The sequence below is a fragment of the Parvibaculum sp. genome, from assembly GCF_049651025.1.
Taxonomy (GTDB): Bacteria; Pseudomonadota; Alphaproteobacteria; order Parvibaculales; family Parvibaculaceae; genus Parvibaculum.
The window spans coordinates 20703-34454 of sequence record NZ_JBASBH010000010.1 but is presented as its reverse complement, the minus strand read 5'-3'; the positions used below and the strand labels follow the sequence as shown (position 1 = coordinate 34454).

The 13752-nt window shown below is 59.3% G+C and carries 16 protein-coding genes and 1 tRNA gene; 11 read left to right on the top strand and 6 right to left on the bottom strand.

Annotated elements, in window-relative coordinates; translation table 11 throughout:
• Together WA943_RS01025 and WA943_RS01020 are read right to left on the bottom strand one after the other, a co-directional pair.
• Positions 1-790, bottom strand: a 790-nt coding sequence (locus WA943_RS01025; protein ID WP_424467802.1) for a ferritin-like domain-containing protein, incomplete at its 3' end; no start/stop codon positions are given.
• A gap of 170 nt (positions 791-960) precedes the next feature.
• On the bottom strand, positions 961-1734 hold the full coding sequence (locus tag WA943_RS01020) for an IclR family transcriptional regulator (RefSeq protein ID WP_424467800.1): 774 nt from the start codon (positions 1732-1734) through the stop codon (positions 961-963).
• Between the two features lie 116 nt (positions 1735-1850).
• On the opposite strand from WA943_RS01020, the gene WA943_RS01015 reads away from it, so the two are divergent.
• A complete protein-coding gene (locus tag WA943_RS01015; RefSeq protein ID WP_424467798.1) occupies positions 1851-3284 on the top strand; it encodes a cryptochrome/photolyase family protein in 1434 nt (477 codons plus the stop codon).
• On the opposite strand, the gene WA943_RS01010 is transcribed toward WA943_RS01015, so the two are convergent.
• On the bottom strand, positions 3266-4030 hold the full coding sequence (locus WA943_RS01010; RefSeq protein WP_424467796.1) for a TrmH family RNA methyltransferase: 765 nt from the start codon (positions 4028-4030) through the stop codon (positions 3266-3268). The two genes, WA943_RS01015 and WA943_RS01010, sit on opposite strands and share 19 nt — an antisense overlap.
• Before the next feature lie 188 nt (positions 4031-4218).
• Here WA943_RS01010 and WA943_RS01005 point away from each other — a divergent pair, with 188 nt between their 5' ends.
• Positions 4219-4539 (top strand): hypothetical protein, encoded by a 321-nt coding sequence (locus WA943_RS01005; protein WP_424467794.1) that lies wholly within the window; start codon positions 4219-4221, stop codon positions 4537-4539.
• 222 nt (positions 4540-4761) lie between these two features.
• On the opposite strand, the gene WA943_RS01000 is transcribed toward WA943_RS01005, so the two are convergent.
• Together WA943_RS01000 and WA943_RS00995 are read right to left on the bottom strand one after the other, a co-directional pair.
• A complete protein-coding gene (locus tag WA943_RS01000) occupies positions 4762-5076 on the bottom strand; it encodes a hypothetical protein (RefSeq protein ID WP_424467793.1) in 315 nt (104 codons plus the stop codon).
• Positions 5077-5257: 181 nt separating this feature from the next.
• Positions 5258-5650 (bottom strand): PRC-barrel domain-containing protein, encoded by a 393-nt coding sequence (locus tag WA943_RS00995; protein WP_424467791.1) that lies wholly within the window; start codon positions 5648-5650, stop codon positions 5258-5260.
• On the opposite strand from WA943_RS00995, the gene WA943_RS00990 reads away from it, so the two are divergent.
• Genes WA943_RS00990 through WA943_RS00980 form a run of 3 tightly spaced genes read left to right on the top strand, consistent with a single transcriptional unit; the run spans position 5649 to position 8647 of the window.
• Positions 5649-6044, top strand: a complete 396-nt coding sequence (locus tag WA943_RS00990) for a lysis system i-spanin subunit Rz (protein WP_424467789.1) — start codon at positions 5649-5651, stop codon at positions 6042-6044. The two genes, WA943_RS00995 and WA943_RS00990, sit on opposite strands and share 2 nt — an antisense overlap.
• A gap of 25 nt (positions 6045-6069) precedes the next feature.
• Entirely contained in the window at positions 6070-6462 is a 393-nt protein-coding gene (locus tag WA943_RS00985; protein ID WP_424467787.1) for a DCC1-like thiol-disulfide oxidoreductase family protein, read from the top strand.
• Between the two features lie 37 nt (positions 6463-6499).
• Positions 6500-8647: a hypothetical protein gene (locus tag WA943_RS00980; protein ID WP_424467785.1), complete on the top strand. Its 2148-nt coding sequence runs from the start codon at positions 6500-6502 to the stop codon at positions 8645-8647.
• A gap of 337 nt (positions 8648-8984) precedes the next feature.
• Here WA943_RS00980 and WA943_RS00975 read toward each other — a convergent pair.
• A tRNA-Thr gene (locus tag WA943_RS00975) sits at positions 8985-9059 on the bottom strand.
• Between the two features lie 171 nt (positions 9060-9230).
• Between WA943_RS00975 and WA943_RS00970 the strand changes: the two genes are divergently transcribed.
• The 6 genes from WA943_RS00970 (at position 9231) to WA943_RS00945 (ending at position 13654) form a co-directional block, all read left to right on the top strand.
• On the top strand, positions 9231-9434 hold the full coding sequence (locus tag WA943_RS00970; protein WP_424467783.1) for a hypothetical protein: 204 nt from the start codon (positions 9231-9233) through the stop codon (positions 9432-9434).
• 140 nt (positions 9435-9574) lie between these two features.
• Positions 9575-10846: a UDP-N-acetylglucosamine 1-carboxyvinyltransferase gene (gene murA, locus WA943_RS00965; RefSeq protein ID WP_424467781.1), complete on the top strand. Its 1272-nt coding sequence runs from the start codon at positions 9575-9577 to the stop codon at positions 10844-10846.
• 22 nt (positions 10847-10868) lie between these two features.
• A complete protein-coding gene (locus tag WA943_RS00960; RefSeq protein ID WP_424467779.1) occupies positions 10869-11303 on the top strand; it encodes a DUF2948 family protein in 435 nt (144 codons plus the stop codon).
• A 10-nt stretch (positions 11304-11313) separates the two neighbouring features.
• Entirely contained in the window at positions 11314-12606 is a 1293-nt protein-coding gene (hisD, locus tag WA943_RS00955; RefSeq protein ID WP_424467777.1) for a histidinol dehydrogenase, read from the top strand.
• A 75-nt stretch (positions 12607-12681) separates the two neighbouring features.
• Positions 12682-13173: a UPF0262 family protein gene (locus tag WA943_RS00950; RefSeq protein ID WP_424467804.1), complete on the top strand. Its 492-nt coding sequence runs from the start codon at positions 12682-12684 to the stop codon at positions 13171-13173.
• A 4-nt stretch (positions 13174-13177) separates the two neighbouring features.
• Positions 13178-13654, top strand: a complete 477-nt coding sequence (locus tag WA943_RS00945; RefSeq protein WP_424467775.1) for a hypothetical protein — start codon at positions 13178-13180, stop codon at positions 13652-13654.
• Positions 13655-13752: the final 98 nt, after the last annotated feature.

Sequence of the window (13752 nt, the reverse complement as noted above, 5' to 3'; positions counted from 1 at the left end):
GCTCAGGCCCCGTGGAGTTGCGCAGCAGCGTCATGAAGACTTCGAGCGCCCAATCCTCGATCATGTCGCGTTCGGCTTCAGGAAGCTGGGGGACCGTGCGGTCGGCCCAGATCTTGCCGACCTTGTGGTGGAAGGCTTCGTCCGTCATCACGAGCTGGCAGAGATGCTTCAGCAGCGGATCGTTCGAATGGGTGTAGAGCGAAGCGAAAGCGCCCATCGCAAGGCCTTCGACCAGCATCTGCATGCCGACGATCTTCTTGTAGACCTCCGGCGCGAGAACCATTTCGGTCAGCAGATTGCCGAGCGTCGGGCCGACGGGGAAAGGCTTGCCCCAGCGCGCCTGAATATATTTTGAAAAGCCCGTGACATGGCGCGCTTCTTCGCGCGTCTGGTTCGCCGCATATTCCTGCGCGCCCGGATCTTTCAGAATGTGGCAGAGCGATGCCGACAGCGCGAGCGCGCCAGCTTCGCCGTGGAGGATCGAGGAGAGCGACCAGCGCGTGCTTTCATTGGCGAAGTCGATCTTCTGCTGCTCTGTCAGCCGGTCCGCCAGCGGCAGTTGCAATTCAAGCACCTGATGGAATGGAATAATCGGCGTCGTGCTCATGTCGAAGGGCTGGTCGAAGTCGATGTACTTCTTGTCGAGCGGGTCCCAGAAATGGTCATGGGTCGCCGAGATGATCTTGTCGAACGCCGTCGAGCGATTGTTATAGCGGTCGACTTCCATCATGGCGGGGAAGTCGTCGGGCGCTACCGCGTCATAGGCGGCGTCTTTTGTAATGTGGGTCATCGTTGCTCCTCCAGCATGGCGCGAGTTTGCTGCGCCAATAATCCTCCAGCCCTCGCCGCACCGGCGCCAGCCCTCTATGGATAATGTGGGGTAGGGATGGGTAATTCCCCAACGTCAATCGGCACTTTGTTTGAAAATGGAAAACACAATAAATGGCGGAAATCCGCCATTTAGATGCCTTCCTCGGGGTCGCGCATCTGTTTTCCGATCTCGCTCGCCAAAGCCAGCAAGGTCGGCAGCGCCTCTTTGGCTCTCGCTTCGGACAGTCGATTTGACGGGCCGGTGATCGCCAGCGCCAGCCGGGAGAGGCCGGGATTGGCAAAGACAGGCAAGGCCAGCGTCGCGGTCGCAGCGTCGAATTCGCCCTGCTCGTAGCGGTAGCCTTCGACGAGAATGCGCTCCGAAAGATCGAACAGCGCGCGCAGGCTTCGCGGCGTTTTTGATGTCAGTGCGGCAGGCGGGTGATCGCGATAAAGCGATTGCACGAAAGCGCGCTCGCGATAGGCGAGCAACACCTGTCCCGCGCCGCATGCATGCGCGTCGATACGCGGCAGCTTCATCCAGGTTTCCTGCCCGAAATCGACAGCGCGCTCCGGGTCGATGGCGATCACCTGCGCCCCGTCGAGCGTGCCGAGATAAACCCGCTCGCCAAGGGCGGTGCTCGCCCGCAGCACCATGCCGCGCACGGCATGGATCAGGGTCGCGAAAAGCGTGATGCGGTCGGCGACGCGGAAGATCTTGTGGCCGAGCGTATAGCGCCCGTCTTGCGGGTCCTTGCGCACATAGCCATGACGCGTCAGCACGGCGAGATGGCCGAAGGCGGTGGAGCGATGCATATCCTCGGCGCGGGCAATCTCGGCAAGGTTCATCGGCCGCCGCTCGCGAGACAAACGCTCGATCAGCGCCAGCGCCTTGTCGATGGAGCTGTTTTCATACTGTGCCATATGAAAATCGTATCAGCCCGGAAGGTTTTCCGCGAGACGCTGCATAAGATGCGGGAACTGATCCGCGACAGCGCGGCCTGCGTAACGAGAGTGTCCCTCTCCGCCCAAGGTTTTGCATGTCCGTCATTGTCTGGTTCCGTCAGGATCTGCGCCTTGCAGACAACCCGGCACTTGCCTCTGCCATCGCTTCGGGCGAGCCGGTCGTGCCGGTCTACGTGCTTGAGCCGGGCATGTTGCTCGGCGGTGCATCGCACTGGTGGCTGCATGGAAGTCTTGAGGCGCTGACGCGCGATCTTGCCCGCCTCGGCGCGCCGCTGATCCTGCGTCAGGGCGCGGCGTCGGACGTCATCCCGGCGCTGCTTCGTGAAACAGGCGCGCGCGCTATCCGCTGGAACCGTTGCTACGAGCCTCGCGCCATCGCCCGCGACAAGCATTTGAAGGCCATGCTCACCGGGCAAGGCGTCGATGTGCAAAGCTTCAACGGCTCTCTGCTTGCCGAGCCGTGGCAGATAAAAAATCTCGCAGGCGAGGCCTACAAGGTCTTCACGCCTTTCTGGCGCGCATTGCTTGGCCACGCGCCCTTCGCTGCATCGCTCCCCGCACCGCTCGCGCTGAAAGCAGGGCCCGCCATTCCCTCCGACGATCTCGCGAACTGGAATCTTCGGCCCGGGAAACCCGATTGGGCGGGCGGCTTGCGCGCCGTCTGGACGCCGGGCGAGCGGGCGGCCGCAACGCGCCTTGCGGATTTTCTCGATGACAGCGCAGGCGAATACAAGGACAGGCGCGACTTTCCCGGCGAAGCGGCAACGTCGCGTCTTGCTCCGCATCTCCATTGGGGTGAAATTTCACCGCGCCAGATTTGGCACGCCGCCGCCATGCGCGCCGAGGCACAACCGGCCACGGCGTCGGGCATTGCCGCCTTTCAGCGCCAACTGGGCTGGCGCGATTTCTCAGCCCATCTTCTTTATCACTGGCCGGATATCGTCGAGCATAGCTGGAAGCCGGAATATGAAAACTTCCCGTGGCAGAACGACGAAACGCTGTTTCGTGCCTGGACGCGCGGGCGCACCGGCTATCCGATTGTCGATGCGGGCATGCGCGAGCTTTGGCGCACGGGCACGATGCATAATCGTGTGCGCATGATCGTCGCATCGTTTCTCATCAAGGATCTGCTGATCAATTGGCGTCGCGGTGCCGCGTGGTTCGAGGACACTCTGGTCGATGCCGATCTCGCGAATAATCGCGGCGGCTGGCAATGGGTCGCGGGGTCAGGCGCGGATGCTTCGCCTTTCTTCCGCATTTTCAATCCGGTGACGCAGGGCGAGAAATTCGATCCCGATGGCGACTATGTGCGCACTCATCTGCCCGAACTTGAACGACTGGATGCGCGTTTTATTCACATGCCGTGGAGCGCACCGGCCTCGGTGCTTGCAGAAGCGGGCGTCGTGCTTGGAAAAACCTATCCGTTACCGATTGTCGATCACGCCGCTGCGCGCCTCCGCGCTCTCGATGCGCTCGCCGAAATGAAAGCTCATCGCGCCGAAAGATAATGGGCGTAAAGCGCAAGGCTTGCCGCGACCGTCGCATTGAGCGACTCGACGGCGCCGGTGGTCGGGATCGCAAGCCGCTGTGCCTTCAGACCCGCCGGCACGCCAAGCCCTTCTTCGCCGAGAATGAGCCGCAGATTTTTCGGCCAGTGAAACTGCGATATGTCCTCGCCGCCGCCATCAAGCGCGACGAGCGGCCCCGCTGCATTGCCGATCTCCGCCCATGACGGGCCGCGCATGAGTTCCAGCTCGAACTGCGCATTGGCGGCAGCACGCAATGTTTTGGGATGAAACGGATGCGCCGCCTCTTCCATCAGCACGATACGCCGCGCGCCGAAGGCCGCCGCACTTCTGAAAAGCGCGCCGAGATTGCTCGGGTCGCCCAGCGCGCAGATCAGTTCAAGCCCTTGCGGCGCGGCAGCAAGGTCGGCGCGGGCAAGGGCAGGGGCCTTGCCGACAAGCAATGGAAAATTCGTGCCGGAAATATCGAGCTTGTCGAAAAGCGAGCGCGTCAGGCGGAAGCGATCGATGCCCGCAGGCAGTTCAAGCTCGGAAACATCCTTGGGCTCGCAAACGAGCACGGCCTGAAAACGATCGGGATGCAGCCGCAGCGCTTCGGGAACCGCCTTGCGCCCGGCGAGCAGGAACTCGCCATGTTTTTTTATGCCGCGCGAATCATGCAGATCGTTCCAGCGCTTGGCATGCGCGTTTTGCGAACTTTCGATCAGACGCCAGAAGTCACCGCTCATTATGTTTATTCCGGCTCATACGAACCGCGTCGCGTTGAGCAGTTGTGTGGGGTTGCCCGAGATTGCGCCAAATTATGCCGCTTTTTCGCCAGGAAGCGAACCTACATCTCGGCTGGTACGAATTGACGGCTGACCGTCGAACCAGGCCGTCGCTCTTGAAGGGGTACGGATAGAGGAGGATTCAAAAAATGAAAAACAGCTCCGATCGATCCGTGAAAAATATCGGAAAAAAGGCGCTGCTGGGCGCTCTTGCGGTTTCGGCTTTGCTCTCGGGCGCCCTCGTGACGCCCGCTTTTGCCGACCGCTGGGATCGTGGCCATCACGGCCGTTATGAGCGCTGGGAGCATCGCCATTATCATCGCTATGCGCCGGTGCGCGGCTATTGGGCGCCGGGCTACTATCCCCCGCCGCCTGTCTATTACGCACCTCCGCCGGTTTACTACGCGCCGCCGCCTCCGCCTGTTTATTACGGGGTGCCGTCGCTCAACGTGGTGATTCCGATTCGCTAGCTCTGCCTTGAATCCCCTTCGCGCTCCGCCGACACTCCACGGTCAATGCGCGAAGGGGGGAGATCATATTGAGCGCACCGACAGTTGATGGAATGCCGCTGCCGGTGGCGAGGTTTCGCATCGCGTGGGCCTGCATGCATTGCACGCGCCGCGATTGAAACCGGCAGGCGGGGCGGGGGCTTTGTGCTCTCCGCTCCGCCTGCCGTCGTTCATCCGTGAATATTAAGGCTTCACGATAACCGTGGTGTCGCCGCCCGACGCGCCGGTGTCGCCCTGATCGCCGGTTGCCCCGGTCGCGCCTGTCGCTCCCGTGTCGCCGGTGCTGCCGGTCTCGCCAGTATTGCCCGAAGTGCCTTGCGGCCCGGCGGGGCCACGCGCACCAGCCGGTGCGTCAATCGTCACGTTTTGCGGCGTGGCCGGATTGCCGAGACGGCCCGTGAAGAACATGCCGCCCAAAATCACTGCAGCGATAACAATGCCGCCGACGATGAAATAGAGCGTGTTGTTGCTGCCTGCGTCATTCTGATTGTAAGCCATGGAAACCCTCTGAAATTGTCGAATGAATAGATGTCGGTGCTAATTCGTCTCTAGGCGGATATTTTCTTTAATGATTGCAGGGTCTCAGAAATCCAGCCGACCCAGAAATTCATCCGGACGCGATGGGGCATGAACTGCCGAGCCATCAGCGTTGCGGGGCAGGAACGCTTATTGTTCGCGCTTACTGATACTTGAACTCGGGAAGCTGCTTCAGCGCGTCCTTCGAACCGCCCGGCAAGACGATCTTGTCCTTGACGATGTGGAGCGATTTGTAGGGAACGGCTACGAATTTATTGCCGACGCCCAGAAAGCCGCCGACCGACAGAACCGCATAGGGCACATTGTCATTGCGATTGATCAGAAGATCGTCGATCGAGCCGACCGTTTCATCCGCTTCATTGACCACGGTGACGCCGATGATCTTCGACGCGCGATAGGCCTGTTGAAGCTGGGACATATCGAAGGTCAGGGGCACGATGGGCTGGGCCTTGATATCTGCTGCAAAGGCGCCCGAACTGATCGCGACCGTACTCATCATGGCAGCGACAAGCGCGCCAGAAATTACTGACTTCATGGAATGCAACTCCGGTTTGTTGGCGGACCGGCTATGCGCGATCCTGCATACACAACGCCGAAGCGGCGAGTTGGTTCAAAAGGAAATTCAGGATGCTAAATTGGTTGAAGATAAATTGCGTGCTGACGTTGACAGCGGTGCTCGCAAGCTGCGCATCGCAGTTGCCGCCGCCAGCCTGCCCGGTCATCCCGGCACCACCAGCGGCAGCGATGACAACACCGTCGAACTCGCTGCAAGCGCTCGATCGGCTTATTACGATCTCAGAGCCGAAATAAATCAAGACCAGGCGACGATCAACGCCTGCCAAGCCTACGCGCGGGCTGTGTCGCAACCGTATATCGACCCCCTAGGCCCCTTGGGTCACGACTTTTGGCTCATAAGCTCTTTAACCTGATGAACGATTGCGATAGCTTTGCGCAATGTCGAAGAATAAGCCGATAGGCCGAATTCGCGTGATCTATGACGGGCAATGCCCGTTCTGTGCGGGTTTCATGCGCCTATGGCGCATTCGTGATAGCATTACAGACAATGTAGATATCGTTGACGCTCGAATGGAGCCCGCTTTGGTCTCAGATTTTCGGCGCCGAGGTATGGAAATCAATGACAGTATGATCGTCGAAATTGATGATGCCACCTATAGTGGTCACGCGGCGATGTCCGTACTGGCGTTCTTGTCTTCTCGTTCGTCGACGTTTAACAGAATGAATGGCTTTATTTTTAGACAGCCAGCTGTTTCTAGATTCCTTTACCCTGTGCTGGTCTTTGGCCGAAGGGTGGTTTTGTTGGTCCTAGGTAGGCGAGTCATTCCATAGGCCAATGAGATATTCATTATTTGACCGATTAGCGAACGTGCATGGTGCTGCGGGCAGAATTAATCTGCTTATCATCAGCACCATTTTGTTAAGCTGTTTGCCACTGCTGATGGTTGCTTATTTTTCAATATTTTCTCCGATCTATCGTGGTTCGGTTAAGAGCCAGGAGATAGGTCATGTTGGCGGCGACGCATTCTCGGCGCCCGTTCCTCATTCCTACCTCGGGCCGTTCGTGGTCTTTGTAACCGATACGGTATCGAAAGGAGCGGCATCGAATCTCCAGCTATTCGAGGACGGGAAAAACCTTGGTCCTGCGCACTCGCTACACGTCGATATTTCAATGGATGGCCGTGGTAGATTTTCTCATTGGGGTCAGGCTCTTATTTTTTCGTCATCGGATCGCTCTGATCCTCGCACAAATGGGCGCTCATATTCTTTTCAGGTAAAGCCCGCGCCCAGTTTTTGGTTCCTAATCGTCGCGATCATTTTACCGTTGGGAACCATCAAGGCGTGGACGCGTCAACGTCGGGTTGACCTTCCGCCGTGGTTACTTCGCACTACTATCAAGATTCATGCCTTTTTCAGCCACGCAGTTGCCGATGGTGTGCCCATTCTTGCTTTGGGTTTAGTTTTAATTCTAGCGCTCAACCCTATAGATGCGCTGACCATCAGCACGGGTTCGCCAAATGATTTTTGGCGGATTGCGACGGTGATGCTGTTGGCTTTGGGTGGTTGGAGACTTACGGCAGAAAAACTGCCACGCCCCTTTTTATGGGTTTGTCGTACTTTCACAATTGTTCTGGCCGGTTTTGCATTTCTTCGAAGCTTCCCCATAGATTTTGAAGTGACGGTCTCCCAGCCCGTTGCTTTCCACCATCTTATGGTCGGTCCGATCGCCGGTCTTGTCTTTGCTGCTTTCGCATGGCGACGACCGACTTTCGGTTTTTATACCGCATGCGTCGGGTTCTGGTATCGAGAGGAAATAGAGCGGCACTATGGATTCGTGCTCGGCCATGGCGAAGAAAAGACGCTGGCCGGAACCCTCATGATGTTGCTTCTACTTGCGCTTTTCTACTATCTCGTGACGTCAGCGCATCATTCTATTCGGACTCGATATGGAGCCGAAGGCAAATTTGGAAGCGGCATAAAATCGGTCGTTTTCAACAATATCGTGTTGCTGGCCGTCGCGCTCCAATTCTCCAACTATTTTCACTCATCCTTGCGGAAGTGGAATTTAGGTAGCGGTTCGGGAGATTGGATTTTAACAAACCCGACCTATTACCTGCTCTCAAGCGGAGATGTCCTTGGTGTTCTTCCACTTGCGCATTGGCCGGCAGTTAATCAATGGATTTTTGGCCAGTGGATGAACTTTGACCTTGTGTCTAACGCTCTGACATTTGGGCTGCAGCTATCATCTATTGTGGTGCTTTGGTTTAAGCCTTTATTGGCGCCATTCATTTTGCTGCTTGATTTGTGGCACGTGGGTGTTGCGGTGCTGACGGGTATCGTATTCTGGATATGGATCATCCTGAATGTGACACTCGCTGTTGCCATTGCGAGTATAAAGACCAGTCCGTCGGTTGCCTTACGTTTGTTGATGACTGTTCTCGTGATTGATGCCCCGGCAGGTTTTTCGATATTCATGGCCGGATGGTACGACACACCCGCAGTCAATCACCTGACAATCCAAGCGATCACGGACAATGGTGAGCGTATTCCCGTGCCGCCCGAGGCCTTCCGCTTTTACTCATACTCTCTAACGATGGCTACGGCCTTTGAGGCAGGGGAAGTTCGGAAATTTTTTTTCCCGACGACTGGCTTCGGGACTGCCCAATTCCCTGGGGATCGAAAAATTGCCGATCGATGCCTTTTGCCGCACTCATCATCCACTGACTTGCCCCCAATCAACCCAGCTGTTTTCAGGTTGCTCGCTGCTGTCCAAATGGATGCGGCGAAGGGCACTAACTTTTGGTGGTCTTATACCTATCCGCATCATCTTTTTGCAGGCGCGGGTTTAGGTGAATATCTTCATACGGATTTTAACAAAGTCATTGGCTACCAATTTACTCTTGATGCTGTTTGCGCTGTCAAGACCGGCAATGGTTACCGCCTCGACACCTTGCGAAGCGCGACAGAGTTTGTCCCGATAAGCGAAGTGCTCAGCGGTAGTCGAGAAATTCGATAATTATTCTTGGAAAGCAAACTCCTGCCAGCCATTGGCAGCCGCCAGCGTGCATGATGGACGCGCCGCCGCCTCTCCCGACCTTGAGGCGAGGGATTATCCGCTTGAGGACGTGCGGACGGCATTTCAACGACTCTACGATCGCAGCCGCATTGGATGGCCACCGAATAGCCGTAGTCGAGCATTGGAAAATGCTATGCGAACAGATCGCAAAAATCTTCCCCCAATTTTCCCCCAGATTCACGTCCTGTTCTGGCCTTGAGAGGACACGTCTGACCCATATGCCTTTGTGCGGCATTTAGGCAGGTGGCTAAAAACGCCAGCAAAACTGGGAAAGTTGTGGTGCCCACGGAGTGGATTGAACACTCGACCTCACCATTACCAATGGTGTGCTCTACCACTGAGCTACATGGGCCTCCGCGCTTCCGGCCTGAGGGCGACGAAAGCGGGCGGAAGTTGCCACAGGGCCGCTTCTGGTGCAACCGGGAATAGGCGGGCCATGCCTCTTCCGACGACCTTTGTTGACGACCGGCCCCCCGTGGTACATATGCGGGGAAGTTCGTAACCTTAAGCTCTTGGTGAAGCCATGGCCGGTCCTGGTCGTATTAAAGACAAGCCTGACGACAATAGCAGCCGCCGCCAGCCCGGACAGGGTCCCGCGCGCGCTAACCAGGCCCGCGAGGCCCGGCAAGCTGAGGCATTGCGTGCCAATCTGCGCAAGCGCAAGGCTCAGGCCAAAGCGCAGGGCGAGGCCGGAAGCGGCTCTGAAAAGAGCCCCAAAGACAAATAATCGCCATGCCCCGCCAGAGGGGCAGGCGCGGGCGAATCGGGCATCCCCCGTGACTCTCGCCCTCTCGTTCCTTATAAATCCGGGAAACCCGCACCCGGCGGGCCTTTAACGGCTCTCCGGGGCCTCGACCGGACGTTTCCATGGACAAGATTCACATTCGCGGCGGCCATCGGCTGAACGGCATCATTCCGATCAGCGGCGCGAAAAATGCCGCCTTGCCGTTGATGATCGCGGCGCTTCTGACCGACGAAACGCTGAAACTGACGAATATTCCCCGTCTGACCGATGTGCGAACATTGGGCAAGCTGCTTGGCGTCCTCGGCACGGATGTTCAGCGCAGCGAAGGTCCGCACGGCGATACGCTGGCGCTGACCACGCCGGAAATCGTCTCGACGCTCGCGCCCTATGAAATCGTCTCGCAGATTCGCGCGACCTTCTGGGTTCTCGGCCCGCTGCTCGCGCGCTGCCGGACCGCAAAGGTTTCGCTGCCCGGCGGCTGCGCCATCGGCGCGCGCCCGGTCGATCTCTATCTGAAGGGCCTCCAGAAAATGGGTGCCGAGATCGATCTGGTCGAAGGCTACGTTCTGGCCAAGGCGCCGGACGGGCTGAAGGGCGCGGTCATCCGCTCGCCCATCGTCTCCGTCGGCGCGACCCACACGCTGCTCATGGCCGCGACACTTGCTGATGGCGAAACCGTGCTCGAAAACGCCGCCCGCGAACCTGAAATCAGCGATGTGGCCCGCTGCCTCGTCGCCATGGGCGCGAAGATCGAAGGCATCGGCACATCGACGCTGCGCATCGAAGGCGTCGAGCGGCTTCACGGTGCGACGCATCACGTCGTCGCCGACCGCATCGAAGCCGGCACCTATGCGATTGCGGCGGCTATGGCAGGCGGCGATGTCACGCTTGATGGCGTCGAGGCTGAAACCTTCGAGTCCGCGCTTTCCGTGCTGCGTGCGGCAGGCGTCGGCGTCGATGCCCATCAGGGGCAGGTTCGCATCACGCGCAATGGCGAGCGGCTGCAGGCCACCGATATTGTCACGCAGGTCTTTCCCGGCTTCCCGACCGATCTTCAGGCCCAGTTCATGGCGCTGATGACGACGGCGGAAGGCGAGTCCGAAGTCACCGAGACGATCTTCGAGAACCGCTTCATGCATGTGCAGGAGCTTGCCCGCTTCGGCGCGAACATCTCGCTTCACGGCGACAAGGCGCTGGTGCATGGCGTCGAACGGCTGACGGCGGCGCCCGTCATGGCGAGCGATCTGCGCGCCTCCGCTGCCCTCGTCATCGCGGCGCTGGCTGCGGAAGGTGAAACGACGATCAATCGCGTCTATCATCTCGATCGCGGTTTCGACCGCCTGGAAGAAAAGCTGAGCGCCTGTGGCGCTGAAATCTGGCGCGCCAAGGCCTGAGACAGAGACGGAAAGCGAACTGATGAAGGACTTGCGCCTCAGCGCCGAAGATGCGACCGACCTTGAAGTCATCTCGACCTGCCTGCAGGACGCGGTGACGCAGGTGCGCGATCTTGTCTTTCTGCCCCATGCGCGCCGCTTCGCGATGGTCGTGAACCGCTTTCGCTGGGAGAAGGAGGGCGCTCTGCCCGGCACTCATCAGCGCGCCCGCGCGGGTCTGCATTTCGAGAATGTGCAGGCCGCCCGCGCCCGCAACATTGCGCAAGACCGGTCCGACGGCGTGCTCAACCTGCTGTCGATCCGCTTCGACGAACTGAACGCGCCTTCGGGCCTTGTCACGCTTACCTTTTCCGGCGGTGGCGAGATCAGGCTTGAGGTTGAGGCTCTCGATGCCCATCTCTCGGATCTCGGCCTTGTCTGGGAAACGCCGAACCTGCCCGATCACGATTTGAAGTAGCACACACCAAATGGCCATACGGTTGGATGCGAGCGAAAAAGGCTTTGAACAGGCCTTTGAGACGCTCCTCGGGGCGAAGCGCGAAGCTTCGGTCGATGTGAACGATGCGGTCGTCAAGATCGTGGCGGACGTGCGCGCGCGCGGCGATGACGCGCTCATTGAACTGACCAACAAATTCGACCGCGTATCGTTTACGGCAGCCGATCTGCGCATTCCCGACCGCGATCTCGATGCAGCGCTCGTCGCTTGCGACAGTGCGACGCTTGACGCGCTGAAGCTCGCAAAGTCGCGGATCGAATCCTATCACGCGCGCCAGAAGCCCGAAGACAGCCGCTATATCGATGGGGCCGGTGTTGAACTTGGCCATCGCTGGACGCCGGTCGGCGCGGTCGGCCTCTACGTGCCGGGCGGTACTGCGAATTATCCAAGCTCCGTGCTGATGAATGCCGTGCCGGCTAAGGTCGCCGGCGTTGCGCGTGTCGTCATGGTCGTGCCGACGCCAGACGGCAAGGTGAACCCGCTGGTGCTTGCCGCCGCGCGTCTTGCAGGCGTCGATGAGGTCTATCGTGTCGGCGGCGCGCAAGCGGTTGCGGCGCTTGCTTATGGCACGGCGACTATCAAACCCGTGGACAAGATCGTCGGTCCTGGCAATGCCTGGGTCGCCGCCGCGAAGCGTCAGGTCTTCGGCATTGTCGGCATCGACATGATCGCAGGCCCGTCCGAAATTCTGGTCGTCGCCGACAAGGACAACGATCCCGACTGGATCGCCGCCGATCTTCTCTCGCAGGCCGAGCATGACGAAAGCTCGCAGTCGATACTCATCACCGACGATGCGGACTTCGCCACCAGCGTGGAAGAGGCGGTCGCACGCCAGCTCAAGCTTTTGCCGCGCGAAACCACCGCGACCAAAAGCTGGGCCGATTTCGGCGCGGTCATCGTGGTGAGGAACCTCGACGACGCGGTGCCGCTCGTCGATCGTCTGGCGCCAGAGCATCTCGAAATCGCGCTGGATGATCCCGAGCCGCTTGCCGCCCGGATTTCCAATGCGGGCGCGATCTTCCTCGGGCGCTATACGCCCGAAGCCGTGGGCGACTATGTGGCAGGGTCCAATCACGTCCTGCCGACAGCCCGCAGCGCGCGCTTCTCGTCCGGCCTCAATGTGCTCGACTTCATGAAACGGACCTCCATCGTCCGTTGCGATGCGGCCTCGCTTGGCCGGATCGGCCCTGCCGCAGTGGCGCTCGCCACGGCCGAGGGGCTGGAGGCGCATGGGCGGTCGGTATCGATCCGGCTCAACAAATAAGTCCCCGGCTCGCCTCTCCCCTGCAAATCGGCTTAGAGTGGCGCGTCATTGGTCTGGCCAGCAACCGAGCGTTTCATATTGGATAGTTCTGACGGCAAGTCGCGGTTCCGTATCGCCGAGCTGGTGCTCGACGAACGCACCGTCATGCGCCGCAGTCCCGATGTCGAACATGAGCGCAAGGTCGCGATCTTCGATCTGCTGGAAGAAAACAGCTTCGCCCCGATCGGCAGCGATGGCGGCCCCTATCTGCTTCATCTCGCCATCGAGGAAAATCGCCTCGTCTTCGACATCCGCCTGGATGGCGGGACGCCGCATGGCAAGATCATGCTGTCGCTGACGCCGTTCCGCCGGATCATCAAAGACTATTTCATGATCTGCGAAAGCTATTACGACGCCATCAAGACGGCGGCTCCTGCGCAGATTGAAGCCATCGATATGGGCCGCCGCGGCTTGCATAACGAAGGCTCCGAGCTGCTGAAAGAACGTCTCGCCGGAAAAGTCGAGATGGACTTCGATACCTCGCGCCGTCTGTTCACGCTGATCTGCGTGCTGCATATCAAGGGTTGAGGCTGTGGCAAGCGGAGAGGCGACAACAGCAAGCAAGGCGCTGCCGGGGTCGGTACTGTTCACCTGCAATCTGAACGCGGTGCGCTCGCCCATGGCCGAGGCGCTGATGAAAACCCTCTTCGGCAAGCGGATCTATGTCGACAGCGCCGGGCTGGAGCCTTCGGCCCGCGACCCCTTCGCTATCAGCGTCATGTCGGAAATCGGCATCGACATGAGCGGCGACCATCCGCTCGACCTTGAAGCGATCGACATCGGCTCCTTCGATCTCGTGATCTGTCTGACGCCCGAAACCTGCGCCCGGGTCAAGGATCTCACTCGTGGGCAGGCCGTCGATATTGAGTTCTGGCCGACGCTGGACCCCTTTGCCGCAGGCGAGCGCGGCTCGCGCGAACAGCGGCTGGAAGCCTATCGCCGCCTGCGCGACGATCTGCGCGACATGCTGCAACGGCGCTTCGGGGCATGTGAAAAGGTCGTCGGCTAGGCTCATTCACCCGGATTTCCGCGCTAAATCAACGATTTGGCACGATCCGCAGGGGGAGACCCCTTCGCCGCCCTTGATTTTGGGCCGCTTTGTGACCA